Origin of the sequence: Rahnella laticis, assembly GCF_015644585.1 — a bacterium.
GTDB classification, from domain to species: domain Bacteria; phylum Pseudomonadota; class Gammaproteobacteria; order Enterobacterales; family Enterobacteriaceae; genus Rahnella; species Rahnella laticis.
Window position 1 is genome coordinate 393480 of the sequence record NZ_JADOBI010000002.1, and the last position, 25925, is coordinate 419404.

Consider the following 25925-nt stretch of genomic DNA (forward strand, 5'->3'; position numbering starts at 1 on the left):
GGAGCACATGACCAAAATTTTATCGCCCTCGGCGCAGGCGCTGATGATGTCGTTGCTGACGGGGCAGGCGGTTCACTGGCAAAGTGCGTGGACGCCGCTTCCTTATACCGTGCAGGCCTGGCGGGGGATCAGTTCGGTGATGTTCTCTAAAATACTCGAACCGGTCTGGTGGTGTTGCCGTTGTCCCGATCCGGTGGTGACAGTCAGGCGTAACACCGTCTACTGGCTGGCGCATCTGGTGCAGGAACCCGGCCCGGCGGCGGAGAAACTGTGGATTGATGCGGTAAAAGCGCGCTATCAGATGCAGACCAACAGTACGCTCGGCCACGAAGCGGATGCCTTTCTGGTACAGGTTTTTCAGGATTACGCCGCGCTGTATGACCTTTATCGCAAAGGGAAAGATAAGGCGAAGAATAGCTAGCAATATTGCGGATGCGTTTAGGAAATCGCGTTTCCGTTATTCGCCGATATAATAAAAGTCCGAATTACTTCATTAATAACCCGCCGTTATATCGGTGTAATATATTTCAAAATTTATATTCGGCTAATATTCAGCCATTTACTGCCCGCAAGGTTATTATCTTCGGCCGCCCCACATCCGGCAGGCTATAATAACAATGTTCTTTTTGGGATCTGCTATCCGGCCTCTGCGCCGGTGAGTAGTCACGGCCAGCGCGGGGCGATGCGATGTCACTTAAGGGCAATTTTGTTCCCGTGGTATCACGCGTTTACCCGTTGTTTACCTGACAGGAAGTGCTTTTTAGTGCTTTATTAATGACCGTGTAACGGAGTTAAGTCAGCACGATCGTTCACTAAATCAGCAACATATTGATTCCGCTAAAAAAGAATAAACAATTCTATACAAAATAAATTATTGAGGTACAGAGTAAAAAGCCATATATTGGCCGCGTTTTTCTCATGGTACTTACCTTTTAAATACATTTATTCAATTGCAGCGTTTCCATAACCTGCGGTTGTAGGAGAGATATGATGACGGATAAAGTCCGTATTGACAGTTTAGGTGCGAATTCATTAAACGGAAACAATGAAACCTATTTGGCGAGACAAGCTGAATTTGAATCGAATGTCAGGAGCTACCCGCGCAAGTTGCCGTTAGCAATTGCGAAGGCCAATGGCGTGTGGATCACCGATGTTGAGAATAATCAATATCTTGATTGCCTTGCTGGTGCCGGTACGCTGGCTCTTGGACATAATCATCCGGACGTGCTGCAAAGCATCCAAAATGTCATTACCAGCGGCTTGCCGTTACATACACTGGATCTGACAACCCCGTTGAAAGATCAGTTCTCAGAATATCTGCTTTCTTTACTGCCGCAACAAGGCAAAGAGTATTGCCTGCAGTTCACCGGCCCGTCCGGTGCGGATGCGGTAGAAGCGGCCATGAAACTGGCTAAAAAAGTCACCGGTCGCTCTGGCATCATCAGCTTCTCCGGCGGTTATCACGGTATGACACACGCCACGCTGGCGGTGACCGGTAACCTGTCTCCGAAAGAAGCGGTAAACGGCATGATGCCGGAAGTGCAGTTCATGCCTTACCCGCACCAGTACCGCTGCCCGCTGGGCATTGGCGGTGAAGCAGGCGTTAAAGCATTAACCTATTACTTCGAAAACCTGATCAACGACGTGGAAAGCGGCGTTCGCAAACCTGCGGCCGTGATTCTGGAAGCCGTTCAGGGCGAAGGCGGCGTGAACCCGGCTCCGGCTGAGTGGTTGCAGCGCATCCGTAAAGTGACTCAGGAACACGGCATTCTGCTGATCCTCGACGAAGTTCAGGCTGGCTTCTGCCGTACCGGCAAACAGTTCGCCTTCGAACACGCGGGCATCGAGCCGGACATCATTGTGATGTCTAAAGCGGTCGGCGGCGGCTTGCCACTGGCAGTTCTGGGTATCAAAAAACAGTTCGACGCCTGGGCACCGGGTCACCACACCGGTACTTTCCGTGGTAACCAACTGGCAATGGCCACCGGCCTGACGACGCTGAAAATCTTGAAAGAAGAAAAGATTGCAGAAAAAGTCGCCGCGCAGGGTGAATGGCTGAAAGGCAAACTGGCTGACCTGCAAAAACGTTATCCGGTGATCGGTAATGTGCGTGGTCTGGGCCTGATGATCGGTATCGAGATCGTTAAACCCAACGAAGCGCAGGATCACATGGGTTGCTACCCGGCTGATGGCGATTTGTCTGCGCTGTTGCAGAAAAAATGCTTCGGTGCTGGCCTGATCCTGGAACGCGGTGGCCGTAATGGCTGCGTGCTGCGCCTGTTGCCATCCCTGCTGATCACTAACGATGAGCTGGGTATTTTCCTCGATAAGTTTGAGCAGGCGCTGCTGGCGGCTGGCATCAAACCTGTCTGAGCGGAGTAAGAGATTCTGATGTCCGAGTTAAACCCGATTCTGGCAGGCTCAGCGCAAAGCACTGAAGCCTACCAGCAGGCCATTGCACAGAGCAGTGAAGCTGTTGTGCAGTGGCTGCAACAACCTGAGATGTATCAGGGGAAAACCGTTGCACAACTGCGTGAGCGTATTCGGCTTGATTTCAATCCTCAGGGCCTGGGCAACCAGGTTGCGATTGAACGTGCGATTGAATATTTCCTGAAAGACAGCCTGTCGGTGCATCACCCGCAGTGCGTGGCGCATCTGCATTGCCCGAGTCTGGTGATCAGCCAGGCCGCGGAAGTGCTGATTAACGCCACTAACCAGAGCATGGACTCCTGGGACCAAAGCCCGTCAGCGACCATCATCGAGATGAAGCTGATTGAATGGCTGCGTACTCAGGTCGGTTACCAGGCTGGCGATGCGGGCGTGTTCACCAGCGGCGGCACCCAGAGCAATCTGATGGGGCTGATGCTGGCGCGTGACGCGTTCTTCGCCCGTCAGGGACACTCCATCCAGCAGGATGGTCTGACCGGTAATCTGCGTAAAATTAAAGTGTTATGTTCTGAAAACGCGCACTTCTCCGTGCAGAAGAACATGGCACTGCTGGGCCTCGGCTATCAGTCTGTAACACTCGTCAAAACCGATGAATTCGCCCGTATGGATTTCAACGATTTACGCGAGAAAGTGGCACAGGCTCAGGCCAACGGCGAGCAGATCCTGGCGATCGTCGCAACAGCCGGTACCACCGACGCCGGTGCTATCGACCCGCTGCGTAAAATTGCTGAACTGGCCGCGGAGCACCAGATTTGGGTGCACGTTGATGCGGCGTGGGGCGGTGCCTTGCTGCTGTCTGAAAAATATCGTCATTACCTGGACGGTATTGAGCTGGTGGATTCCATTACGCTGGACTTCCACAAACAGTTCTTCCAGACCATCAGCTGCGGCGCGTTCCTGCTTAAAGAAGAGCGTCACTACGAGCTGATGCGCTATCAGGCGGCTTACCTGAACTCTGAGTTCGACGAAGCGGCTGGCGTGCCAAATCTGGTGTCTAAATCGCTGCAAACCACCCGCCGTTTCGATGCACTGAAACTGTGGATGGGTCTGGAAGCGTTGGGTCAGAAACAGTACGCCGAAATCATCGATCACGGTGTGACGCTGGCACAGGACGTGGCGCAGTTCGTGACGTCAGAAGCCGCGCTGGAACTGGTGATGAAGCCTCAGCTGGCGAGCGTTCTGTTCCGTTATCGTCCACAGCAGCTGGCGACTGCCAGCGACGCGGCTATCGCGCTGCTGAACCAGAAAATCGGTGATGCGCTGCTGGAATCGGGCCGTGCCAACGTGGGCGTGACCGAGCATAACGGCGTGACCTGCCTGAAACTGACGTTGCTGAACCCGACCGTAACGCTGGAGGATGTCAAAGTCCTGCTGGCGCTGGTTGAGAAAACCGCACAGCAACTGCTGAACCAGTAAGTCTGGTTCTGTAAAGAACGCAGTAAAAAGCCGGTAACACTTTCAGGTGTTACCGGCTTTTTTATGTGTACTTTATACTTTCAATATTAATTCATGACTTAGGGGGGTATTTATGAACAATAACCCCCTTTATGATGAGAACCTGTTCCACCGTGCGGATGCTCCCCTTTTGGACAAGCAAAGGCTGAAACAGAAATGGATCCCAGCAATGCGATAAGCATTATAGTAATAACTTTTTTCACGTAATCTCCTTTTTGAATTTAACTACTCTGACAGCGCATCAGCCATATTTTGAGCAGCATCCGCTGATTCCTGTAATGAGTCTGCAATAGCTTGCTGATTCTCTGCTTGTTCGGACTTATTCCAAAATGAATTATTACCGATGTTATTAATCGCATCATAATCAGCTTCATCTGCTGACTGTTGTGCCTGATCTGCGGCTTCCTGTTGCGCGTCAGCCATTGCCTGTGCGGCATCAGCGGCGTCTTCGATGTTAGCAAATGCTGGTGCTGATGAAAGCGTAATCAAGATGGTTAAGATCGAAAGCATTTTATTCATTACAAATTCCTTTTTATAACGGGTATCGTATTGGAATTATAAATAAGCTGGTCTTTGGATGTTAATGATGAATTATGAACTAGCTTTAGTGAGTTATTTATATCGCTAAAATGGCTATGAGTCTATTTAAAAAAACAAATGACGTGCCAATAAATTCGTTAAACTTAACTTCAGGACGGAATTATTTGCCACGATCATTAGTTGCTGTTTGAAATTAATTAAGAGTGGTGCGGGAAATACACGAATGTGTTAATGAGATGCGCGGTAATGATGGGCTAAATTATTTAGAGAAACGTGTAGGTAATTATATTAGCGAAGTGATTTCTGCTGATACTCCGCTCCCGCGACACGAAAAACCACCTGAAAGTCGGGCGTTCCCCTCTATAATCTATTCACTGCACGAATTTTCAAGCGATGAGGCATTCAATGGATATCCTGATTTATGGCGCGACAGGCATGGTCGGGCAGGGCGTTTTGCTTGAATGCCTCAGGGCGGATGATGTGAAATCGGTGACGGTGGTTGTGCGTTCCCCGCTGGCGGAAAGTCACCCGAAGCTCAGGCAGATTGTTACCACCGATCTCCTCAGCCCTTTCACGACGAATGAGATGAGCCAGTATGCGGCGTGCTTTTTTTGTCTCGGTGTCAGTTCGGCGGGCATGACCGAAGCGCAGTACAGCAAACTTACGTATGATCTGACGCTGGACGTGGCTTCCCGGTTGTACCGGGTGAATCCGGCGATGGCGTTTATCTATGTTTCCGGTGCCGGAACGGACAGCTCGGAGCAGGGTAAAAGCATGTGGGCGCGGGTGAAAGGGAAAACCGAAAATGCCCTTCTGGCAAAAGGCTTTGCTTCGGCGTGGATGTTCCGTCCGGGCATGATCCGGCCGCTGAACGGCGCGCGTTCCAAAACGACCAGTTACAGGGTTCTTTATCAGATCTTATCGCCGGTTTTACCGTTGCTGAAACGTCTGTTTCCTCGCGCCATTCTGACGACGGAAGACATCGGGAAAGCAATGTTAAATCTGGTTCGTTATGGCAATCAAAAAGCCATTCTGGAAACGGAAGATATCGGCAGAATGGCGAAATTTTCGCGGTAGCGGGCGGCAAGTCATCCGATGGCTGTTAAAGTCTTTACAGCAACTTTGTTCAAGATTTTCAGAAACCGGATTGGTATACATTTCTTTTGCGCAAAATGACGTGACGACACTGTGGCAACTCTTCAGGAACAGACAAACTTTTATCATCTGGCTGAATTTAACGGGCTGGAGATGCTGAATGCGATTTACCGTGAACAGTGTTTTTCACGCCACGTTCACGAGACGTTTTGTATTTCGCTGATCGAAAAGGGTACGCAACGGTTCTACCGCAGCGGCGGTGAGCACTGCGCGCCGCAGGGGCACATTGTGCTGGTGAATCCGGATGAAGTGCATACCGGACAGGCTGAATCTGCATTCGGCTGGTCGTACCGGGCCATCTATCCGCATCCATCGCTGATGAAATCGCTGTCCCGCGATTTGCTGAGTATTAATGGCGAGATCCCCTGGTTTCCTTTGCCGGTGGTTTATGACCCCGGCCTTGCGCAGCAACTGCAACTGACCTTTGATGTGCTGTTACAGCCCGGAGACAAACTGTTTAAAGAAAGCCTGCTGATGTCGACAATGACCCGGCTGGTGATGCGGCATTGTTCTTCCCCAAAAACACCCCGCCCGCTGAGCAATGCCGAATCGCAGATATTGCGGATTAGAGACCTGCTTAATGATTGTCCTGAAGCGGATTTCGGGTTGACGGAACTGGCGGAAGCCGCAGGGCTGAGCACCTGGCATTTCCTGCGCCAGTTTAAGAAAGTGGTTGGACTGTCGCCGCACTCCTGGCTGATTCAGGCGCGTCTGCGAAAAGCCAAAGCCTGCCTGTTGGGCGGCGTGCCGATTGGTGAATCGGCATTGCTGGCCGGATTTGCCGATCAAAGCCATCTTAACCGCCATTTCAAACGCGCCATCGGGGTCACGCCCGGTCAGTTCGTTAAAGCCCATAAAACTCTCTGACCGGCGAGCAATCGCGTTCAAGACCGGTTCCCTGCACTGACCTAAAGTGACCTTTCACTCTATTAAGGCTCACTTTTATGACAATTCCTTCGCAAATTTCAGCCCGCCATAACGGGTTTATGCACGGCGCGGTCGCGATGCTGCCCCTGTGTTTATCCGTGATCCCGTGGGGCATTCTGGCAGGATCAATGGCGATTCAGTCCGGTCTGACGTTTTCCCAAAGCCTTGGAATGTCAGCGATTATTTATGCCGGAGCCGCTCAACTGGTGACACTGGGGATGCTGCTGACAGGGGCGAATGCGTGGGTTATCGCGATTTCAGTATTCTTTCTGACGGCGCAACATTTTCTGTATGGCCTGACGCTGAGGCAGCAGGTTTCTGTATTTTCCGCACGCCTGCGTATTCCGGTAGGTTTTTTGCTGACCGACGAACTTTTTGCGCTCAGCACCGCCCGCAGAGAATGCAATGCGCTGACGCCAGGGTTTATGCTGGGGGCAGGGCTGACCTTTTATTTATGCTGGGTACTGTGCAGTCTGGCGGGAATACTGATGGCCTCTTCAGTCCCGGAACTGGGGCGTTTTCATCTGGATTTCTCCATCATTGCGACGTTTGCCTCGCTGGTAGTCCCGATGATAAACCGGCCTGCGGTGCTGGCGGGCGTTTGCTGTTCGTTAGGATTATCGATGTTGTTTGCCGCATGGCATTTCTCTGGCGCAATCATTGTTGCCGGGCTTTCGGGGATGGCAGTCGCGCTGCTGGTCGCCAGATTATGCGGAGAAAAAGAATGAGCTGGTTACTGTTACTGAGCCTCGCGGGCATCGTTTTTTTTAACCGTTATGTATTCCTCGAACCCCGTCTGCCCGTGCGCCTGCCGCTTTTTGTCCATCAGGCGCTGAAATACGCCGCGCCTTGTTTACTGACGGCGATCTGCGGGCCCATTATTGTGGCGCAGGACGGTGTTCTGCGCGTATTTCCCGATAATCCGTATTTCTGGGGAACGGTATTCAGCGTGCTGTTTGCTCTGTTCATCCGAAATACCGTCACCGTTGTGATACTGAGTATGGTGATGTTTTATCTGGTGGGTTCAGTGCTTTAGCATGATCAAAATGACGAGCAGATGTGACATATTTTGCTGAAAACATCGTCGAGTCTTTTTCATTGAGCGGCTATTTTTATCAGATATTCTAGCCGTTCTTCTGGCACCGTCCGGTTTCTCCCCTAAGCACCTTAGCCACGCATTTCCCTGTCGCACATCTTCTTGTCGATGATGCCAGTGCGTTATTGACGATTTGTCAAAGTCTTGGTGCGAAAATTATTAAAGGGTTGCAGGACAAAGATTATGGTATCCGGGCGTTTGTTTTTGCCGACCCCGATGGTAACCGGATTGATGTCGGCCAGATCTTGAGGCAGTCTATCTAGTCTTCTGTGAGACCTGTCCGGGAGTGTTTTGCTCCCGGACAGTGATCCGATCTAAAAATCTGCCGTGCCGCGATTTACGCGTTAAACCCCATTCACCTCGCCGTATGTAACGGGCTGACCACGTCGATTCCGCGCGACAGTTTTTCTTTATTGCCCTGATAATCTTCCAGAAGAATGGCGATAAAGAGGCTGTCCAGCAGGTTCAGTTGTACGATCCTCGCCACCGCATTTTGCCCCAGTAGCGGGCCACTCATTGCCGGGCTGAAAATAGATAAATCAGAACATTGAGAAAGCGGGGAACCGTTGTCATTGGTGATACAGATGAGTTTTGCTTTGTTCGCGATGGCGGTATTCGCGGCATTGAGCATTTCACGCGTTTCGCCGGACTGTGAGATGGCGATGACCACATCTTTTTCGTCAAGCTGGCTGGCGGCCATCAGCATCAGGTGGAAATCACTGTAGGCGTGGCTGATGATCCCGATGCGCAGCAATTTATGCTCGAAGTCCATGCCAACGGAGGCCGAACCGCCGACACCAAAAATGATCACCCGTCGCGCCTGAAAAATAAGCCGCGCGGCTTTGCCGATGGTGGCCGCATCAGCCACCGAACGAGCTTCTTTCAGCACCTGAATGCTGTTCGAAAACACCTTATCCAGCACGTTATCCAGGCTGTCATGCTCAGTGATTTCCTCTTCCCGCTCATACGGAAGCGACTCAAAATAGCTGATTAACGCCGTGCGCATTTCCCGAAAGCCGGAAAACCCGACTTTCTTAGCCACCTTTACCAGCAACGGTTCAGAGACTTCCAGCGCCGCAGCCACTTCACGCAAACTGGTTTCCTGGCTGATATTGCCTTTGATAATGAGCCATTCGACGATCCTGCGTTCGGTAGGGTTGAGCTGGGAAAGGGACATTTTGATCCGTGCCCCTATCGCAAGAGCACTGTCCGATTCCTGCACTACACCCTCATTTTTGGCCATTTCTCATACCGTCTCTGCACTGATTAGGAAGCGTAAAGGTTAACACAAGGGATCAACCTGTTGAATACGGACGTCGAACTAAACGGCGCAACTTTCACATTACGATAAATTAATGTGAATAAAATGCGTCTTCCTCTCAGCAAGGCCTTAAGCTCACCCACTGATTCAGCCACTTCACTGACGCGCGCTATTCTGACGATTTCAGTAAATTCACATTAACTTTTAAAATTGTGAAGTCGATCTTTTAAATCGGTTGCAATCGCGATAACTTCACATTGATAATGTTTGTTGTGAAGTTATCGCGAAGGCATCAAAAACGGGCTCTCCGATCCAATGCCCTTTCTGATGAAAAAAAACTGTTCCCCTACATGAACAAGAGAATCCTATGAAATCGACGTTGTTCGGCATCCTTCAGCGTATCGGGCGCTCTTTTATGCTCCCGATCGCCTTGCTGCCTGTGGCCGGGTTATTACTGGGCATCGGTGCATCATTCACTAACCAGACAACTATTCACTCTTACGGCCTGGAATCTGTGCTGGGAAATGGCACAGTACTTCACGCTTTGCTCACGGTAATGAAAAGTGCGGGCAGCGTGGTCTTTTCCAATCTGCCGGTGATGTTCGCCATCGGCGTCGCAATGGGCATGGCGAAAAAAGAAAAAGAAGTGGCCGCTATTTCCGGTGCGATTGGCTTTTTCATCATGCACGCCACCATTAATGCCATGCTGGACATCAACGGGTTATTGACGCCCGGCGCGTTGCCGGACGGCGCTCTTGGCATGACGCTGGGGATTAATTCGCTGCAAATGGGCGTATTCGGCGGAGTGATCACCGGCCTTGGGGTTGCCGCGCTGCATAACCGTTTTTACCGGATAGAACTGCCCGCAACGTTCTCATTTTTCGGCGGTACGCGGTTCATTCCTATCATTTCGGCCATCACTTATCTGTTTGTCGGGATACTGATGTTTTACATCTGGCCGACCATCCAGAACGGGATTTTGCACCTCGGCGGGCTGGTTAACAGCGCGGGCTATGCGGGAACGTTTATCTACGGCGTGATTGAACGGGCGCTGATCCCTTTCGGTTTGCACCATGTTTTCTATATGCCGTTCTGGCAAACCGGCCTCGGTGGCACGGAAGTGATCGACGGCGTGACGGTTTCCGGTGCGCAGAATATCTTCTTTGCTGAACTGGCCAGCCCGAATACCCAAGAGTTCTCGGTCGAAGCGACGCGGTTTATGGCGGGTAAATTCCCGTTCTATCTGTTCGGTATTCCCGGCGCGGCGCTGGCGATTTATCACACCGCGCGTCCGGAAAAACGCCGGTTGGTATTAGGTTTGCTGTTATCCGCGACCCTGACCGCCGTTCTGACGGGTATCACGGAGCCGATTGAATTCTCGTTCCTTTTCGCCGCGCCATTGTTATATGTGCTGCACTGCCTTCTGGCCGGACTGTCATTCATGCTTTGCCACATCTTTAATGTTGGCGTCGGCCAGACGTTTTCCGGAAGCTTAATTGATTTTATTCTGTTTGGTGTTTTGCAGGGAAATACGAAGAGTCACTGGATAAACGCTATTCTCATCGGGATCCCGCTGTTCCCCATTTATTATTTCAGTTTCCGCTTCATGATTACGCGCTTTAATTTCAAAACGCCGGGACGCGAAGACGATAACGAAGAAACCAAACTTTATACCCGGCAGGATCTCGCCGCGCGTGACCAGAAAAATAATACCGCTGGGCTGAGCGGTGACGGGCTCAATATTTCGCAAACCATTATCGCCGGGCTGGGCGGGGCGGCCAATATCTCGGACGTCGACTGCTGCGCCACGCGTCTGCGCATCACGGTTCTGGATGAAAATCAGGTGGATGACGCGCTGCTGAAAAGCTCCGGCGCAAAAGGCGTGATCCGAAAAGGCAAAGGCGTTCAGGTGATTTACGGACCACACGTCACGCTCATCAAATCGAATTTGCAGGATTGTCTCGAAAGCGTATAGCAAAGGTGAGGGGGAATTATTTCCCCCTGTTCACCGCTTCATTTTATTTATTGTTAATGGTTAAAGGGAGAAATATGAATATTGCAATTGGCTGTGATCACGTTGGGTTTATCCTCAAAGCGGACATCATCGGGCATTTAATTAGCCGGGGCATGACGGTGACAGATAAAGGCGCTTATGAGAATACGCGCACGGATTATCCGATATACGGCAAAGCGGTGGCAGACGCGGTGGTTTCAGGCGAAGCCGACTTAGGGATTGTATTTTGTGGTTCCGGGATCGGCATTTCCATTGCGGCGAATAAAGTTCACGGTATTCGCGCGGTGGTGTGCAGCGAGCCGTATTCGGCGAAATTATCCCGCGAACATAACAACACCAATATTCTTTCCTTTGGGTCACGCGTTGTCGGCTCTGAGCTTGCAAAGATGATTATCGACGCGTGGCTGGATGCTGAATTTGAAGGCGGGCGCCACCAGAAACGTGTGGAGATGATCACCGCCATCGAGGAGGCGCAACAATGACCCCGCAATTTTGCCCGTCGCTGATGTGCGTGGATTTTTCCCGTCTGGGCGAGGAACTGGCCAGCCTTGAAGCGGCCGGTGCGGCGATGTTCCATATCGACGTGATGGACGGCCATTTTGTCCCGAACTTTGCGCTCGGCCCGGAAGATATCAAAGCCGTTTCGAAGCTGGCGACGATACCTTATGACGTCCATCTGATGGTCACGAACCCGGACCCTTACATTGCGCGTTTCGCCGATCTGGGTTGCAGCATTATTTATGTCCACGCCGAAGCGCCGATCCATTTGCACCGCACGCTGAGCAATATCCGCAGCCGCGGCATCAAAGCAGGCGTGGCGATGAACCCCGGCACGTCGCTGAATATTCTCGAAGAAATCCTCGACGTGGTGGACGTGGTCATGGTGATGTCGGTGAATCCGGGTTTTGCGGGGCAGCCTTTTATCGAAAGCGCGTTCAGCAAAGTCCGACGACTCAGGGCCATGCTGAATGAAAATAAGAGCGATGCGCTCATCGCCATCGACGGCGCCATTTCCCCCGACGTGGTGAAAACGCTCGGCGCGGAAATTGACCTCTTCATTCTCGGCACCGCAGGGTTGTTCCGCAAAGACATGTCTTACAAAGAGGCGATGACTGTTTTGCAAGAACAGGTCGTTTTGGCGAAGAGCGAAGTGGCATAAGCCGTGCACGGGAGGAAGGCTACAAAAAAGCCATTCTGCAAAATAACGTTATTCGCAGAATGGCTTATGTGTTTTACGGCGGACGCGATTAACGTCCTGCTGGCCCTGATGAAGAAAACCGCACTTAGTTGCGGGCACCAATAATCAGCGCTGCGACCAATGCAATTGAAACGAACGACATATAACCCACCACTAAAGCTCTTTTCATCGTTAAGCACCTCAGTTGAACGTTTTTCAGTACATCGGACTCACGACCGGACGCAGAGTAAACCGGGCAAATCGCAGCTTACCTATTGATGATAGATCACGCTGCCGGATAAAGGTGATTTAACGAAATGAAAGGACGCCGCCTGAAGGTAACGGCTGTTAAAAAACGCCTCTGACCTTATTGATTTTATTGATTAACAATAAAAGTCCCGGCCGGAGGATGAGCTATCATTGACTGAAATAGTGCTCTCAGCAAACTCTGGTGGACGGATGATAATAAAGAAAAAACTCAATTCAATCATGATGGTGTTAAGCATTGCCTGCGCGGTGCCCGCCGTGGCGGCTAACCCCACGGGCGACAACAGAAGCGGAGTGTCGGGCTTATGGGAGGATTTTAAAGACGATGTTTCCCTGACCTGGAATGAACCTCAATATACCGATGTCTATCTTCCTTTTCTGAGCTGGCATAACCGGCTGACGTACGATAAGCATAAAACAGATCACTATAATGAAATGCCGTGGGGCGGCGGGATTGGCGTTTCCCGCTATACAGAAGAGGGTAACTGGAGTGGCCTCTTTGCAATGGTATTTCAGGATTCCCACCGCGAGTGGCAACCAGCCGCCGGTTACGGGTGGGAAAAGGGATGGTATTTCACGCAAAGTAAGGATGTCCGACTTGGGCTGGGATTAGCGGGCGGAATTACCGCCCGTCAGGATTTCGCTAATTACGTACCGCTGCCATTCTTATTCCCACTTTTTTCTGCGGGATATAAAAACGTCAATTTGCAGTTCACCTACATCGCCGGAACTTACAATAACGGCAACGTGCTTTTTGCGTGGCTGAGATATGGTTTTTAGATATTCCCCACGGTCAGACGCTATTTCAGCCACTGATGAAAGGCTTGCCTTACGGCTGGCCTTATATTCCGTTTAGCTTATCCATTACGTCTTCGGACAATTGCAGCTTTGCGCTCGCCAGGTTTTCCTGTAAATGTTCCGGCGACGACGTGCCGGGGATCAGCAAAATATTCGGTGAGCGTTTAAGCAGCCACGCCAGCGCGACCTGCATCGGTGTGGCCTGCAATGCGGCGGCCACCTCATCAAGCGACGTGGACTGCAACGGTGAAAAACCGCCCAGCGGGAAGAAAGGCACATACGCAATGCCTTGTTCTGCAAGGGTATCGACCAGCGCATCATCGTGCCGGTTCGCCAGGTTATACATGTTCTGAACGCAGGCAATTGTCGTCAGTTTCTGCGCGTCAGCGACCTGACCGGCCGTGACATTGCTCAGGCCGATATGGCGAATCAAACCGCGCTCTTTCAGTTTGATCAGCGCTTCCAGTTGCGGTTCGAGTGAACCCTCTTTCGGCTGATGAATGTCGAGCATGCTGCGCAGATTCACCACGTCTATCGTTTCCAGTCCCAGATTGCGCAGGTTATCTTCCACCGCCTGCGTCAGTTCCTGCGGGCTGAAAGCCGGTAACCAGCCGCCTTTTTCATCACGGCGCGCACCGACTTTGGTCACAATACACAGATTATCAGGGTACGGATGCAGCGCTTTTTTGATCAGCCGGTTGGTTTCATGCGGGCCATAAAAATCGCTGGTATCGATATGATTCACACCGCTGGCGATGGCGTCACGCAATACCTGAATACCCCGCGCTTCATCTTTCACCGGGCCAAAAACGCCCGGTCCCGCCAGTTGCATGGCGCCGTAACCTAAGCGTCCTGCTTCGCGATCGCCCAGGCGATAAGTCATTGAAGGCTGTGACATGGAATTCTCCTCTGTGAATGTTCACTGATTGTAGCGGGGCGCTGGCTGTGCAACTATCCGGTAAAATCAGGACAAACTGTACGAGGTTACGCACAATGTCGATGGATATTGCCCTGCTGCACGCAGTGGTTGAAGTGGCGAAAGCCGGTGGATTTCGTGAGGCGGCGCGCGTCACCGGCAGCAATGCGTCCCGGCTCAGTGATGCGGTGCGCCGCGCTGAACAGCAGCTCGGCATCCGGCTTTTTCACCGGACGACCCGCACCGTGGTGCTGACCGAAGCCGGCAGAGCGCTGATCGAACGTTTGCAGCCCGCCATGAATGAGGTGAATGCCGCGCTGGACGCGCTTAACCGTTATCGCAATACGCCCGGCGGCACGCTACGGCTGAACGTTCCGGTCAGCGCCACGCGGCTGGTTTTACCTGCGCTGGTGCCGGAATTCCTCCGGCGTTATCCGGATATTCAGCTGGAAATCATTGCGGAAAGTAATGTGCAGGATGTATTTCGCGACGGCTGCGACGCCGGTATCCGTTACGACGAACGTCTTGAGCAGGATATGGTTGCGCTTCCCATCGGACCGCGCCGTCAGCGTTATGCGGCGGCGGCGTCTCCTGCGTATCTCGACGCGCAGGGCAGGCCGGAGCATCCGCGGGAGCTGATTGAGCATCGCTGTCTGCGTGGCCGTTATGCCAGCGGCAACATGCCGGACTGGGAATTTGAACGCGATGGCGAAAACCTCAGCGTGCAGGTGAGCGGCCCGCTGGTGGTGAGCGTCGGCGGCGCGGTGGATCTGGCCGTGGAAACCGCTATCGCGGGCGCGGGTATCATCTACCTGTTTGAAGAATGGCTGGCGCCCGCCATCGTCAGCGGTAAGCTGGAAGCCATCTTACAGCCGTGGTGGCTGTCGTTTTCAGGCCCGTATCTTTATTACAACGATCGCCGCCTGATCCCCGCGCCTTTGCAGGCGTTTATCGATTTTGTCCGCGAAGACAATCTGAACCGGGCGACGGCCGGTTAAAACCCGAATTCGCTCAGGCCGGGATGATCGTCCGGTCTGCGGCCCAGCGGCCAGTGGAATTTGCGGTCGGCTTCAGCGATGGGTAAATCGTTGATGCATGCGTGACGTTCGAACATCAGCCCCTGCGCGTTAAACGCCCAGTTTTCATTGCCAAAACTGCGGAACCAGTTACCGGAATCGTCGTGCCATTCGTAAGCAAACCGCACGGCAATCCGCTCGCCGCCGAACGCCCAAAGCTCTTTAATCAGGCGGTAATCCAGCTCTTTGGCCCATTTACGTTGCAGGAATTCCACCACACCGGCCTGACCCGTGACGAATTCGCTGCGGTTTCGCCAGCGTGTGTCGGCGGAATACACCTGGCTGACGCGCTGCGGATCGCGGCTGTTCCACGCATCTTCGGCAAGCCGGACTTTTTCGATGGCGCTTTCACGCGTAAACGGCGGAAGGGGTTTTTTCACAATTAAGCTGCTGTCAGTCATCATGGCCTCACGTTATGGGAGAATGTGCGTTGGTGTTTCATGTATATAAGCGTTCGGCCACGCATAAGAAAGCAATGTTGCGTTGCTAATCGTTAATCAGCACGATTTTGCCCTGAATATGTCCTTTGGCTGCGCGCTCATGGGCTTTGCGGGCATCAGAAAGTGAAAATGTACTGTCCAGAACCACCTGAATACTTCCGTCGTTAAGCAGGGACGCAAGTTCTGTCAGCTGACGTCCGTTTGAACGCACCTGAGTAGCCGATACGGTGATACCAAGCTTCGCCGCTTCTTCTGCACCGGTAAAACCGAGAGGGAAAACAGGGAACAGGGCTCCACCGCTCTTTATCGCCTTAAGAAAACGGCTGCTGTTTGCCCCGCCGACGGCATCGATCACCAGATCTAAATCCCGCGAAATGTCTTCAGGCCGGGTTCGGGTATAGTCGATGAATTCATCAGCGCCCAGTTCACGCAGTAAGGCTTCATGTTTACCGGATGCCACCGCAGTGACGTGTGCGCCTTTCAGTTTCGCGACCTGAACGGCAAAATGCCCGACACCGCCTGCCGCGCCGTTGACCAGCACTTTTTTCCCCGCCAGAGCGACCGGAACGTGCGGATTTGGCTGGAGAGGATTAGGTTCTTCATGGCCTACTTCCACCATAAATTGCCACGCCGTCAGCAATGACATCGGCGCACCCGCCGCATGGATATGATCAATCCCCGCAGGCTTCAAAGCGAGTTGCTCCGCGGGAACGCTTACATATTGTGCATAAGCCTGACTTTCGCCCGTGCTGAAAAATCGCACCATCGAATACACGGTATCCCCCACGGTAAATGCCGTGACATCCCCGGCGACTGCTTCCACGACGCCTGAGATATCTGTTCCTAAAATGATCGGGAATGACAACTGTGGTTGCCATTCTGGCGGAAGCGCACTGTACCCATCGCGTAGATACCAGTCGGGGGGATTCACGCCGACAGCGTGAACACGAACCAACACTTCGCCCGGCCCGATCTCCGGCACGGGCGCATCTTCATAGTGCAATACGTCCGGGCCGCCGTAAGCGTGGATCTGAACGGCTTTCATCATATTTTTTGACATCGCTTTCTCCTGAGTGAAGGTAGTGTTAAATTATCCGGAACACTGGTCCATATAAACGGATCACTGATCCACTTGTCAAGGTGAATGATGAGAGCTGACGCAAAACAAAACTATGAACACATTCTTTCGGTCGCAGAGGAATTCCTGACGGGTGGGGTTGCTGACGTTTCCCTGCGCGATATTGCCCGCAAAGCCGGGGTGGGAAATGCGACGCTTCACAGGCACTTCCCTACACGGGAAGCGCTGTTTGAAGCCTTACTGCGAAAGGGTTTTGATGCCCTGAGTCTGAGAGCGGCAGAGCTGTTGACCACGGACGACGTGAAAGGCGCGCTGGTCACCTGGTTACGTGAAGCCGCTTCTGTGACCTGCGCGTACAGAGGGGTGATTTCACCGATGGTAGCCGCCATTGCCGATGAACACTCCGCGCTTCACGACTCATGCGTCGCCTTGCGAACCGCCGGTACCCGCCTGCTGAGTCGCGCACAGGCAGAAGGTCTGGCGCGTAAAGACATGGACGGCAACGATCTGTTTGCATTGATTAGCGCGTTGGCATGGCTTGCCGAGCAGCCGCCATTGGTACCGCATGCCGACAATGTTTTCGGGATTATTTCGGACGGGATTTTCAGCCACATCAGCTGATCGTTGTTTCGGGGGGGGACAATGCAGACCTTAAACGCAAGGTCTGCATTGAATGGGAAGGGTATTATTCCGCGGTGTTCTGCCCTAAGCCCTGAAGACCGTTCTTATTCAGATTGGTATCCCGGAACCGGTCTTTCCAGTTCATTTCATAATGTTCAGGCGGGAAATCCGCAGGGGAGGTTCCCTGTTTCAGGGCGTCGTGTACGGAGTGCGCATACGCCAGATTCTTATCGCACATCGGCGCTGCCGGAATGTACATCACGTTTCCCCATCCTTGCTGATTTTCAACCGGCGCAACCGAGTGAATCACATCGCAATGCCACCAGACCGAGTCTCCGGCCTGTAATTGCGGAATGCTGCAAAGGCCGTTAATGAGATGAGGGTGCCATTTCTCAGAGACAGGCAAAACCCGGCCCGGCGCGACGCCGCACAATTCATCTTCGGGTACGTCATCTAACAGCGGACGGAGCAACATGTAAGCCATCGCCTCCGGGACCGGCACAACGTGCAAAACGCCCTGGCCGCTCTGTATATCAGACAGCGCCGTCCAGCCCTGGAAGGTGCGGAATACGGAACATTTCGTGGTATCAGCGACGTCGTATTCATTCACATCTGGCCTGAACGCCGCATCCCACGGATCATATTCGTCAAAGCGATTGTTGAAAATATTCCGAAAGACGTTCTGATAAGCAGGCAATAACCAGCGTTCCAGCGCGCCGGAGTCAGTGTGCGCGCCGAGGCCTTTGGATGTCGTTCCCGGCAGTCTGCGGCGGAGCCGGTCGGGGTAAATGACGCTGATATCGGGGTTAAACCAGACTTTTCCTTCGCTGTTGAATTTCCACAACCGGTTGAGGAATGACTGAACCGCGCCGATTTCCTGACTTTGCCTGGCCTCCATCTGCGCTTTTGACCAGTAGATGGGATAAATTTCGGGACGCGAAGCCTCCAGACTGCCGAAGAAATTATCGCCCGGCCCGCGGTAAACGTCGTCGAAATGGTTATTGTCCAGATAACTGAGCATGGACTCGTCCATCGCCAGCGCCGCATCGCGCCCGAATGTTCCGCGCACAACAAGACAACCACGGCGCTTAACCTGCGCAATCAGCGCGTCGGATCCTTTTCCGGCGACGAGATCTGACCATTCGATCTCTGGCCACGCCGATCCCTGAGTACGTTCTTCTTCACGGGCGGCAGCGATCTCAGATTCAATTTTGCTGCACACCTGATCAAAAAGCCCCTGCACATCACCAATCTGAGACCGTAGTTTTTGTTTTACTTCAATGATTTGCTGTTTGTAATCTTCCGGCAGTTTTGTCGCGATGGGGGTTTTATGCATGATGATTCTCCCGTGTCTTTTATGATTATTATTACATACGAAGTTATTATTACTTTCATTCGTAAGTTCATGGGTGACAGTAACAAAACTCAGTGCAGGTGTTTTTGCAGCGGATCACGGTTTTGAAATTCGGGTTTATGCGGCGGGAATGCTTAAAAAGTATAAAGCACGCCAAGATTCAGCGTGGTCCCGCCGCGCCGGTCAACGATCGGGCTTTTACCGGCGTGATCGCCCAGCCAGGCGTAATCCACACTGACGACGCTGCCCCAGTGTGGCGTGAACTGGTGGCCCCACGTCAGGCTGCTGTCCACGCCATAAAACCCCCCGGCGGCCTGATAGGGCGCGAAATCAGTGCGTTCGCTTTGTTTTTCACTCACGCCATAGAAGGTATTCATGTAACGCCGGTCGCCAAAAAGTGCCGCGGACTGGAGTGCAACCGTGTCCGCATTATTTTGCACGGGCAGGAGCGTGACGGATGTCTGATAGTGCACGCCTTGCCCGTCGCTCAGCGGCAGGGTGGCTTTGCCTTCAAATGAAAGCCATGGCGTGGCAGACCAGCCCGCCGCGATGGCGGTATTGACGGCCGCATCGATATTTCCCATGCCTTTGAGTTTATTTGAACCATCCCGCCAGGTGGAATTTCTGTCCGTCCGGCCCAGGCTGAACCCCAGCGTATGTTCAAGATACAGGCCGTTATCTGCCTGTAAGTCATACCCCACGCCTTTCAGGGAATCGAAGAAAAACGCGTTGTCCCGCGCCTGAATGACCGGCCCCGCCAGCCAGTGACGCTGATCCGATCCGCTGTAACGCGGGGCGCTTTGTGTGCCCATCCCGACCGTAAACGTTTCCGCTGGCGCATCGTCACCGGCCTGTGCCTGCCACGCTGTTGCAGACAGCGTGAAGCAGGTAATGTGCAGCATAAGTTTTCTGGATATCATTGTGACTCCTCATCACCCAACCGTATGGTTCGTAGCGGATTGCAGCCGCGCCGAAAACCGGAGTATGCAGAGGCAGTGTCAATAAACTGTCTGGGATTTATGAAGAAACAGTCAAGGCGGCAGACATGCAAACAAAACGGATCCTGATCATTGAAGACGACGCCGATGCGGCGGATGTTCTTGATGCGTATTTGAAACGTGAAGGTTATGAGGTGCAGATTGCGGGAGACGGGCTATCCGGGCTGGAGAATGCGCAGCGGTGGAAGCCTGATCTTATTCTGCTGGATGTGATGTTGCCGGGCATGAGAGGGACGGACGTGCTGGCGTCAATCCGCCGCGAAAGCCGCGTCCCGGTGATCATGGTGACGGCAATGGGCGATATGCCTGACAAAATTGGCGCGCTGCGGTTCGGGGCTGATGATTATGTTGTCAAACCCTACAACCCCGGCGAAGTGGTGGCGCGGGTGCAGGCCGTACTCCGGCGGGTGATTTCCGGCTCAGAGGCCGTGTCTTCCGTGTTGTGCTGGCAGGGGCTTGATGTTGATACCGATGCCCTCACCGCCGCTGTCCGGTCAGCCTCGGGTGAACCGCGCTATCTGGATTTAACACCGACAGAGTTCGGTGTGCTGAGCACATTAATGCGCGCTCCGACGCGTCCGTTCTCGCGGCAATATCTGCTTGAGCATTGCCTGCCGGAAAGCGAAGCGCTGGAAAGGGTCGTTGATACGCACGTTTATAACCTGCGTAAAAAGCTGGAATCTGCGGGGATCGTCAACGTGCTGGTCAATGTGCGTGGCGTCGGTTACCGGTTCAGACAACCATGAGCAGCCCACATTATCAGTCCCTCTGGCGCTGGATTTGTGTCCGTATCCTGACGCTGGCAATCGGCAGCGTGATCCTGATTGCGCTGTGCATGTGGCTGCGCTTTGCCATCGAAAATCTCTGGGTGTTGCACCACATGTCCCCGGCAATGCGGGCTGAATTTGAGGTGCTGCGCAGTAACCCTGAGCTTAATCTGGCGCGGTTTCATGAGATTGTGGATCAGGGCTGGGGCGCGCGCTATTCGGATCCTTCGATTGCTTCTGCCGACTGGATGATGGTCGGCATTCTGGTGGTCGTGGTGATCCCTTTTATCGCGCTTTTGGGTTTAAAAGCCGCCCGTCCGCTTTCGTCGCAGTTCAGCCGTCTGGCGCAGGTGGCCCGTTCGGTCACGAAAGGGGATTTCAATACACGGGCTGAAGCGGTGAAAAATGCCCCGTCTGAACTTATCCAGTTTACCGATGATTTCAACGCCATGATGCTGCAACTTTCGCGCTATGAGCGGGAACTGCGGGCGTCGCATGTCGCGATGGCGCATGAGTTGCGTTCGCCGCTGACGGCGGCGGTAGGGCGGTTGCAGGGGATGCTTGATGGCGTATTTCAGCCGGAGCCGCGTCAGTTGCAGATGGTCATGAAACAGCTTTTGCATCTGAACCGGCTGATCGACGAACTGCATTTGCTTTCGCTGGCGGACGCCGGTCAGCTGAATCTTCATAAAACATCTCTGGATCTGGCTGAACTGCTGCGCGAGCGCGTGGCCTGGCTCAGGCCGCAGTTAGCAGAAGCCGGTTTTGACATCAGCGTAACGCCCGATATCCCCTGTCCTTATGTCGGTGATCCGTTCCGCCTCGGGCAGGTCTTCACCATTCTGATGGAAAATGCGCTGCGTTATGCGCAGGAAGGCCACCGGCTGGATATTGCAATTTCGCACAGTGAAGGCAGCGTGGAGATTGCGTTTCGGGATTACGGGCCGGGTGTGGATGCGGGGTTTCTGCCGGTGATGTTTGAACGCTTCAGCCGGGCAGAATCTTCCCGCGCCCGGCACTCCGGGGGCAGCGGGCTGGGGTTATCCATCGCCCGTGCGATATGTGAAGCCCACAGTGGCGGCATCCGGGCTTTGCTGAAAGAACAGGGCGGGCTGGTTATCACGGTCAGTTTGCCGCAGCCGGAAGCGGGGGAATAAAAAAGCGGTTCTTGACGGTTCCTTGATGAAATATCGCGGGAATCTGGACAGTGAGCGGATTGAATAGCGGTATCTCAATTCAGGAAGTCTGTCATGACCGCTACTTTTACGGATTATGCCCGCCACGGCGTGCGCCATTTATGTGCTGCCGGGCGTCTGCTGCCCTTTCTTCCCGCCGCCTGTCTGCTGATAGTTGTTGTCGTGCTGGCGGGGTGTGGCGATAAATCCCGTAAGCCCGTGGTACCCGCAAGGCCGGTGCGTGTGGTGATTGCGCCGCTTCCTTCAGCCTCCGGCACGGTTATCCAGACCGGTGAAATCCGCGCCCGCGAAGAGGTGGCGCTGGGTTTCCGGCTGGACGGCAGGATCCTCACCCGGCAGGTCGATGTCGGCGATCGTGTGGCGGCCGGGCAGATTGTCGCGACGCAGGAAAGTGCCACCAGCCGCAACCAGCTCAACAGCGCGCAGGCCGATCTGGACAGCGCCCGCGCGGCGGAACAGCTGGCCGCGCTGAATCTCCGGCGCATGAAGCTGCTGATGCCAGGCGGTGCTATCGCCCGCACGCAGCTGGATAGCGCGCAATCCGACTGGCAGGCGGCCCGCGCGCGGCGTCAGAGCAGTGAAGATGCGCTGAAAAACGCGCGTGAAAGTCTCTCCTGGGCACAACTGACCGCGCCGGCGGACGGCGTCGTGACGCAGGTCAGCGCATCGGCCGGGCAGGTGGTCAGCGCCGGACAACAGGTTGTGACGCTGGCCTCGGGTGGCGGGCGTGATGCGGTATTTGATGTCGCCGATCCGCAGGCGATTCCGGCACAGGCGGGCGCTGTTTTTAGCGTTTCGTTACTGTCCGACTCTTCAGTGATCGTGCCGGGGCATTTACGGGATATCAGCCCGCAGGCCGACCCGCAAACCCGGACATGGCGTGTTCGTATCACGCTCGATAACCCGCCGCCCGCCATGGCGCTGGGGGCCAGCGTTCAGCTCATTCTCCCTGCTTCAGGCCAGACGGCGATCGCGCTGCCTGCGTCGGCGCTGACCCGCGCCGGTGGTCAGCCCGCCATTTTTATCGTGAATACCAAAACGCTGACGTTGCACCTGCAACCGGTGGTTTTAGCGCGTTACAGCACCAAAGAAATCTTTATTGCGGCTGGCCTGAGCCCCGGCGAAACGGTCGCGATTGCCGGTGTGAGTAAACTGCGCAATGGCGAAAAAGTGACGCTGGGGGAAGGCAGCGAATGAAGCCGTCCACTCCCTCACACCGGTTCAATCTCTCCGCCTGGGCGCTGGCGCACCAGCCGCTGATCGCCTTTTTTATGCTTCTGCTCATGGCCGCCGGTGTCTTCAGTTATGAGCAACTGCCGCGCAACGAAGATCCGGCGTTTACCATTAAAACGGCGGTAGTCTCTGCAAGCTGGCCGGGTGCCAGCGTGGCGGATACGGTCAATCTGGTCACGGATACGCTGGAGAAAAAACTTCAGGAAATCCCGTATCTTGATTTCGTTGAGAGCGAGACCCGCGCCGGGCAATCGGTGATTTTCGTTAACTTGCGTGATGATACGCCGCCCGCACAGGTTGCAGGCATCTGGTATCAGGTGCGTAAAAAAATGCAGGATATCGCCCCGTCGCTGCCCGCAGGCGCGCAGGGGCCGTCGGTCAACGATGAGTTCGATGATACGTTTGGCACGATTTATGGGTTTACCGGCGAGGGTTTCTCGCCGCGTGAACTGCGCGACCGCGTGGAAGACATCAGCCGCAGCCTGATATCGCTGCCGGACATCGGCAAAACCCGCCTGCTGGGCGTTCAGGAAGAAAACATTGTGATTGCGTTTTCGCCCGCGCAGCTCGCCGGGATGGGCATTGATTTGCAGCAGGTCACCGACGCCCTGAAAGCGCAAAATGCGGTCGAACCGGCGGGCGTTCTGCGCAGCGATCGTGAAAATATCGCCCTGCGCGTGAGCGGCTCCCTGACGTCTGAGCAAAGCTTGCAGGCGGTGACGCTGCACATCGCCGGGCGCTACATTCCGCTGACGGATATCGCGACGATAAGCCGTCAGGATGCCGAGCCGCCAGCCCCCGAATTTCGTGTTAACGGGCAACCCGCTATCGGGCTGGCGATTTCTATGGCCTCCGCCGGGAATATGTTGTCCTTTGGCAAAGCGCTCAATGACCGGATGGCGGACATCCGCACGCGCCTCCCGCACGGCATTGAAATGGTCAAAGTGGCCGATCAGTCAGCGGTGGTTTCACAGGCCGTCAACAGCTTTATCCGGGTGCTGATTGAATCCGTCGTCATTGTATTAGCCGTCTCTTTTGTTTCACTCGGCACCCGCGCCGGGCTGGTTGTGGCGGCGGCCATTCCGGTGGTTCTTGCCATGACGTTCATCGGCATGATGCTGGCGGGAATCGGGTTACAGCGCATTTCTCTGGGCGCGCTGATCATTGCGCTCGGGTTACTGGTGGATGACGCGATGATCACCGTTGAAGCGATGGTGTCGCGTATCGAGGCGGGAGATTCGGCCTGGCGCGCCGCCACTTACGCTTTTGAAACGACGGCATTCCCGATGCTTACCGGCACGCTGGTGATGATTGCCGGTTTTATCCCGGTGGGTTTCGCGGCCTCAAGCGCCGGTGAATATTGTTACTCCCTGTTCGCCGTCGTGCTTATTGCGTTGCTGTGTTCCTGGGTGGTCGCCATTCTTTTTTCGCCGCTGATCGGGACGTGGATTTTGCCCGCAAAGCTTGCATCGCACGGTGAAAAGCGTGGCCGGTTAATGCGTTTCTACCTGCGTCTGCTGAATTATGTGCTGCTTCACCGGTGGGGCACGCTGAGCATTGCCAGTCTGTTGCTGGCGATGGCGATGTATGCGACGACGTTTATGCAGGGGGAATTTTTCCCCGCTTCCGACCGGCCGGAATTACTGGTGAGTCTCACGCTTCCCGCGAATGCTTCCCGGACAGAAACCGCGCGGCAAACTGAACGGCTGGAACATGCGTTGCGGGGTAACCGGAATGTCGATCACTATTCGGATTACGTCGGTTCGGGGGCTGTGCGTTTTTATCTGCCGATGGATGTGTTACTGGATAACGAGAACACGGCGCAGCTGGTCATTGTCGCCAAAAATCTGGAAGACCGTGACAAGCTTCGCGAACAGCTTGAGGCCATTTTAGCCCGTGATTTCAGCGACATCACCACGCGTGTTTCCCCGCTGGAACTCGGCCCGCCGGTCGGGTGGCCGGTAAAATATCGCGTCAGCGGCCCGGACTATGCGCAGGTCAGGCAGATTGCCCAACATCTCGCTGCCACGCTGGGTGAGGTTGCGGTTACGCGGGAAGTGAATCTGACCGCCGGAGAGCCCGAGCGGGTGATTACGCTGCGGGTGAATCAGACGGCAGCGCGGGCGGCAGGCGTTTCTTCGGAAAGTCTTGCGGCTTTGCTTAACACTGTCTGGTCAGGCAGCGTTGTCACCACCGTTCGGGATAAAAACCGGCTGATTGATGTTGTTCTGCGGGCGAACAACCGCGAGCGTCAGGATGTCACCACGCTGTCGGGCCTGATGATCACCACCGCGACGGGGCAAAAAATCCCGATAAGTCAGGTCGCGACACCGGTCTGGGGGATTGACGATCCGGTTGTGTGGCGTCGCCAGCGGCTGCCGTTCATTACCGTTCAGACGGATTTAGCGCCGGGGCTGCATGCTGAAACCGTATCGCAGCAGCTCGCGCCGCGGGTTTCGCGTATCCGTGCGGCGATGCCTTCCGGATATAAAATCGAGGAGGGCGGCGTGGTGGCGGAGTCAGACAAAGGCAACGGTTCGGTGTATGCCGTGCTGCCGGTCACGCTTTGCGTGATGCTGATCCTGCTGATGATCCAGTTGCAGCGTTTTTCGCGCATGCTGCTGGCCTTATTCATGGCACCGTTCGGCCTTATCGGCATCGTGCTGGCGATGTTGCCGACCGGCACGCCGATGGGTTTTGTTGCCCTGCTGGGGATTATTGCGCTGGCGGGAATGATTATCCGCAACGCGGTGATCCTGATCAGCGAAGTGGATAATAACGTTATCGCAGGAATGGGTCGTGATGACGCCATCAGGGCCGCCGCCGGGCACCGTTCAAGACCCATATTGCTGACGGCCTGCGCGGCAATACTGGGGATGCTGCCGATCGCCGAACAGGTATTTTGGGGGCCGATGGCTTACGCCATTATCGGCGGGTTAATTGTCGCCACTTTCGTCACGCTTACCCTGCTTCCGGCTGCGCTGAGCCTGATTATGCAGCGGGAGAAGGCGAGGGCGGCCGCTTGCGGAAATTCAATCTGACGCATTTAAAATCGCCAAAATTTCTTCTCTGCCAGATCAACACGATAGTCGCGCAGGCGGCGCGGGG

The 25925-nt window shown here is 54.3% G+C and carries 25 protein-coding genes and 1 pseudogene; 18 read left to right on the forward strand and 8 right to left on the reverse strand.

The window, feature by feature from the left end:
* The first annotated feature begins 7 nt into the window (after positions 1-7).
* The 3 genes from IV433_RS05050 to IV433_RS05060 all read left to right on the forward strand — a co-directional run bounded on the left by IV433_RS05050 (position 8) and on the right by IV433_RS05060 (position 3864).
* Complete coding sequence (locus tag IV433_RS05050) at positions 8-421, forward strand: hypothetical protein (protein ID WP_229893218.1); 414 nt, start codon at positions 8-10, stop codon at positions 419-421.
* 566 nt (positions 422-987) lie between these two features.
* Positions 988-2373 carry a diaminobutyrate--2-oxoglutarate transaminase gene (locus IV433_RS05055; RefSeq protein ID WP_152323797.1) on the forward strand — a complete coding sequence of 462 codons (1386 nt, stop codon included), beginning with the start codon at positions 988-990 and terminating at the stop codon, positions 2371-2373.
* Positions 2374-2391: 18 nt separating this feature from the next.
* The gene (locus tag IV433_RS05060; RefSeq protein WP_195813288.1) at positions 2392-3864 is read left to right on the forward strand and encodes a pyridoxal phosphate-dependent decarboxylase family protein; all 1473 of its coding nucleotides are present in this window, start codon (positions 2392-2394) and stop codon (positions 3862-3864) included.
* A gap of 110 nt (positions 3865-3974) precedes the next feature.
* Here the strand turns inward: IV433_RS05060 and IV433_RS26275 are convergent, their stop codons facing one another.
* Both IV433_RS26275 and IV433_RS05065 read right to left on the reverse strand, forming a co-directional pair.
* Positions 3975-4106: a hypothetical protein gene (locus IV433_RS26275; RefSeq protein WP_255533964.1), complete on the reverse strand. Its 132-nt coding sequence runs from the start codon at positions 4104-4106 to the stop codon at positions 3975-3977.
* Positions 4107-4128: 22 nt separating this feature from the next.
* Positions 4129-4422, reverse strand: a complete 294-nt coding sequence (locus tag IV433_RS05065; RefSeq protein WP_195813289.1) for a hypothetical protein — start codon at positions 4420-4422, stop codon at positions 4129-4131.
* Positions 4423-4848: 426 nt separating this feature from the next.
* On the opposite strand from IV433_RS05065, the gene IV433_RS05070 reads away from it, so the two are divergent.
* From IV433_RS05070 to IV433_RS05090, 5 genes and pseudogenes are all read left to right on the forward strand, one after another.
* A complete protein-coding gene (locus tag IV433_RS05070) occupies positions 4849-5520 on the forward strand; it encodes a Rossmann-fold NAD(P)-binding domain-containing protein (RefSeq protein ID WP_195813290.1) in 672 nt (223 codons plus the stop codon).
* Positions 5521-5691: 171 nt separating this feature from the next.
* Positions 5692-6465, forward strand: coding sequence for an AraC family transcriptional regulator (locus IV433_RS05075; RefSeq protein WP_195813524.1), 774 nt, complete (start codon positions 5692-5694; stop codon positions 6463-6465).
* 77 nt (positions 6466-6542) lie between these two features.
* Entirely contained in the window at positions 6543-7253 is a 711-nt protein-coding gene (locus IV433_RS05080) for an AzlC family ABC transporter permease (RefSeq protein WP_229893219.1), read from the forward strand.
* Positions 7250-7561 carry an AzlD domain-containing protein gene (locus tag IV433_RS05085; protein WP_195813291.1) on the forward strand — a complete coding sequence of 104 codons (312 nt, stop codon included), beginning with the start codon at positions 7250-7252 and terminating at the stop codon, positions 7559-7561. Before IV433_RS05080 ends, IV433_RS05085 begins: the two co-directional genes overlap by 4 nt.
* Before the next feature lie 146 nt (positions 7562-7707).
* Positions 7708-7884, forward strand: a pseudogene (locus tag IV433_RS05090) (VOC family protein); the annotation flags it as partial.
* A 92-nt stretch (positions 7885-7976) separates the two neighbouring features.
* Here the strand turns inward: IV433_RS05090 and IV433_RS05095 are convergent.
* Positions 7977-8864: an SIS domain-containing protein gene (locus IV433_RS05095; protein ID WP_195813292.1), complete on the reverse strand. Its 888-nt coding sequence runs from the start codon at positions 8862-8864 to the stop codon at positions 7977-7979.
* 385 nt (positions 8865-9249) lie between these two features.
* On the opposite strand from IV433_RS05095, the gene IV433_RS05100 reads away from it, so the two are divergent.
* The 4 genes from IV433_RS05100 (at position 9250) to pagP (ending at position 13120) form a co-directional block, all read left to right on the forward strand.
* Positions 9250-10857, forward strand: a complete 1608-nt coding sequence (locus tag IV433_RS05100; protein ID WP_195813293.1) for a PTS transporter subunit EIIC — start codon at positions 9250-9252, stop codon at positions 10855-10857.
* 74 nt (positions 10858-10931) lie between these two features.
* Positions 10932-11378 (forward strand): ribose 5-phosphate isomerase B, encoded by a 447-nt coding sequence (rpiB, locus tag IV433_RS05105; protein ID WP_195813294.1) that lies wholly within the window; start codon positions 10932-10934, stop codon positions 11376-11378.
* Entirely contained in the window at positions 11375-12055 is a 681-nt protein-coding gene (rpe, locus tag IV433_RS05110; RefSeq protein WP_195813295.1) for a ribulose-phosphate 3-epimerase, read from the forward strand. Before rpiB ends, rpe begins: the two co-directional genes overlap by 4 nt.
* A gap of 510 nt (positions 12056-12565) precedes the next feature.
* Entirely contained in the window at positions 12566-13120 is a 555-nt protein-coding gene (gene pagP / locus IV433_RS05115) for a lipid IV(A) palmitoyltransferase PagP (protein ID WP_370530246.1), read from the forward strand.
* A 61-nt stretch (positions 13121-13181) separates the two neighbouring features.
* Here pagP and IV433_RS05120 read toward each other — a convergent pair whose 3' ends face one another.
* Positions 13182-14036, reverse strand: a complete 855-nt coding sequence (locus IV433_RS05120; RefSeq protein WP_195813296.1) for an aldo/keto reductase family oxidoreductase — start codon at positions 14034-14036, stop codon at positions 13182-13184.
* Positions 14037-14131: 95 nt separating this feature from the next.
* Here IV433_RS05120 and IV433_RS05125 point away from each other — a divergent pair, with 95 nt between their 5' ends.
* A complete protein-coding gene (locus IV433_RS05125; RefSeq protein WP_195813297.1) occupies positions 14132-15052 on the forward strand; it encodes a LysR substrate-binding domain-containing protein in 921 nt (306 codons plus the stop codon).
* Here the strand turns inward: IV433_RS05125 and IV433_RS05130 are convergent.
* Entirely contained in the window at positions 15049-15531 is a 483-nt protein-coding gene (locus IV433_RS05130) for a nuclear transport factor 2 family protein (protein ID WP_229893221.1), read from the reverse strand. The two genes, IV433_RS05125 and IV433_RS05130, sit on opposite strands and share 4 nt — an antisense overlap.
* 85 nt (positions 15532-15616) lie before the next feature.
* Entirely contained in the window at positions 15617-16630 is a 1014-nt protein-coding gene (locus tag IV433_RS05135) for an NADP-dependent oxidoreductase (protein ID WP_195813299.1), read from the reverse strand.
* An 84-nt stretch (positions 16631-16714) separates the two neighbouring features.
* Between IV433_RS05135 and IV433_RS05140 the strand changes: the two genes are divergently transcribed.
* Positions 16715-17269 carry a TetR/AcrR family transcriptional regulator gene (locus IV433_RS05140; RefSeq protein WP_229893222.1) on the forward strand — a complete coding sequence of 185 codons (555 nt, stop codon included), beginning with the start codon at positions 16715-16717 and terminating at the stop codon, positions 17267-17269.
* Between the two features lie 64 nt (positions 17270-17333).
* Here the strand turns inward: IV433_RS05140 and IV433_RS05145 are convergent, their stop codons facing one another.
* Positions 17334-18605, reverse strand: coding sequence for a DUF1479 domain-containing protein (locus IV433_RS05145; protein ID WP_195813300.1), 1272 nt, complete (start codon positions 18603-18605; stop codon positions 17334-17336).
* Between the two features lie 152 nt (positions 18606-18757).
* Complete coding sequence (locus IV433_RS05150) at positions 18758-19543, reverse strand: MipA/OmpV family protein (protein ID WP_195813301.1); 786 nt, start codon at positions 19541-19543, stop codon at positions 18758-18760.
* 125 nt (positions 19544-19668) lie between these two features.
* Between IV433_RS05150 and IV433_RS05155 the strand changes: the two genes are divergently transcribed.
* The 4 genes from IV433_RS05155 to IV433_RS05170 all read left to right on the forward strand — a co-directional run bounded on the left by IV433_RS05155 (position 19669) and on the right by IV433_RS05170 (position 25858).
* Positions 19669-20367 carry a response regulator gene (locus tag IV433_RS05155; RefSeq protein WP_195813302.1) on the forward strand — a complete coding sequence of 233 codons (699 nt, stop codon included), beginning with the start codon at positions 19669-19671 and terminating at the stop codon, positions 20365-20367.
* Complete coding sequence (locus IV433_RS05160) at positions 20364-21545, forward strand: sensor histidine kinase (RefSeq protein WP_195813303.1); 1182 nt, start codon at positions 20364-20366, stop codon at positions 21543-21545. Before IV433_RS05155 ends, IV433_RS05160 begins: the two co-directional genes overlap by 4 nt.
* 93 nt (positions 21546-21638) lie before the next feature.
* Positions 21639-22781 (forward strand): efflux RND transporter periplasmic adaptor subunit, encoded by a 1143-nt coding sequence (locus IV433_RS05165; RefSeq protein WP_195813304.1) that lies wholly within the window; start codon positions 21639-21641, stop codon positions 22779-22781.
* Entirely contained in the window at positions 22778-25858 is a 3081-nt protein-coding gene (locus tag IV433_RS05170; RefSeq protein WP_195813305.1) for an efflux RND transporter permease subunit, read from the forward strand. Before IV433_RS05165 ends, IV433_RS05170 begins: the two co-directional genes overlap by 4 nt.
* The last annotated feature ends 67 nt before the right edge of the window (positions 25859-25925 follow it).

Bases quoted from the DNA above. Each gene is read 5' to 3' on its own strand.
- IV433_RS05050 (WP_229893218.1), top strand. From the start codon at position 8: ATGACCAAAATTTTATCGCCCTCGGCGCAGGCGCTGATGATGTCGTTG.
- IV433_RS05055 (WP_152323797.1), top strand. From the start codon at position 988: ATGATGACGGATAAAGTCCGTATTGACAGTTTAGGTGCGAATTCATTA.
- IV433_RS05060 (WP_195813288.1), top strand. From the start codon at position 2,392: ATGTCCGAGTTAAACCCGATTCTGGCAGGCTCAGCGCAAAGCACTGAA.
- IV433_RS05065 (WP_195813289.1), bottom strand. From the start codon at position 4,422: ATGAATAAAATGCTTTCGATCTTAACCATCTTGATTACGCTTTCATCA.
- IV433_RS05070 (WP_195813290.1), top strand. From the start codon at position 4,849: ATGGATATCCTGATTTATGGCGCGACAGGCATGGTCGGGCAGGGCGTT.
- IV433_RS05075 (WP_195813524.1), top strand. From the start codon at position 5,692: ATGCTGAATGCGATTTACCGTGAACAGTGTTTTTCACGCCACGTTCAC.
- IV433_RS05080 (WP_229893219.1), top strand. From the start codon at position 6,543: ATGACAATTCCTTCGCAAATTTCAGCCCGCCATAACGGGTTTATGCAC.
- IV433_RS05085 (WP_195813291.1), top strand. From the start codon at position 7,250: ATGAGCTGGTTACTGTTACTGAGCCTCGCGGGCATCGTTTTTTTTAAC.
- IV433_RS05095 (WP_195813292.1), bottom strand. From the start codon at position 8,864: ATGGCCAAAAATGAGGGTGTAGTGCAGGAATCGGACAGTGCTCTTGCG.
- IV433_RS05100 (WP_195813293.1), top strand. From the start codon at position 9,250: ATGAAATCGACGTTGTTCGGCATCCTTCAGCGTATCGGGCGCTCTTTT.
- rpiB (WP_195813294.1), top strand. From the start codon at position 10,932: ATGAATATTGCAATTGGCTGTGATCACGTTGGGTTTATCCTCAAAGCG.
- rpe (WP_195813295.1), top strand. From the start codon at position 11,375: ATGACCCCGCAATTTTGCCCGTCGCTGATGTGCGTGGATTTTTCCCGT.
- pagP (WP_370530246.1), top strand. From the start codon at position 12,566: ATGGTGTTAAGCATTGCCTGCGCGGTGCCCGCCGTGGCGGCTAACCCC.
- IV433_RS05120 (WP_195813296.1), bottom strand. From the start codon at position 14,036: ATGTCACAGCCTTCAATGACTTATCGCCTGGGCGATCGCGAAGCAGGA.
- IV433_RS05125 (WP_195813297.1), top strand. From the start codon at position 14,132: ATGTCGATGGATATTGCCCTGCTGCACGCAGTGGTTGAAGTGGCGAAA.
- IV433_RS05130 (WP_229893221.1), bottom strand. From the start codon at position 15,531: ATGACTGACAGCAGCTTAATTGTGAAAAAACCCCTTCCGCCGTTTACG.
- IV433_RS05135 (WP_195813299.1), bottom strand. From the start codon at position 16,630: ATGTCAAAAAATATGATGAAAGCCGTTCAGATCCACGCTTACGGCGGC.
- IV433_RS05140 (WP_229893222.1), top strand. From the start codon at position 16,715: ATGATGAGAGCTGACGCAAAACAAAACTATGAACACATTCTTTCGGTC.
- IV433_RS05145 (WP_195813300.1), bottom strand. From the start codon at position 18,605: ATGCATAAAACCCCCATCGCGACAAAACTGCCGGAAGATTACAAACAG.
- IV433_RS05150 (WP_195813301.1), bottom strand. From the start codon at position 19,543: ATGATATCCAGAAAACTTATGCTGCACATTACCTGCTTCACGCTGTCT.
- IV433_RS05155 (WP_195813302.1), top strand. From the start codon at position 19,669: ATGCAAACAAAACGGATCCTGATCATTGAAGACGACGCCGATGCGGCG.
- IV433_RS05160 (WP_195813303.1), top strand. From the start codon at position 20,364: ATGAGCAGCCCACATTATCAGTCCCTCTGGCGCTGGATTTGTGTCCGT.
- IV433_RS05165 (WP_195813304.1), top strand. From the start codon at position 21,639: ATGACCGCTACTTTTACGGATTATGCCCGCCACGGCGTGCGCCATTTA.
- IV433_RS05170 (WP_195813305.1), top strand. From the start codon at position 22,778: ATGAAGCCGTCCACTCCCTCACACCGGTTCAATCTCTCCGCCTGGGCG.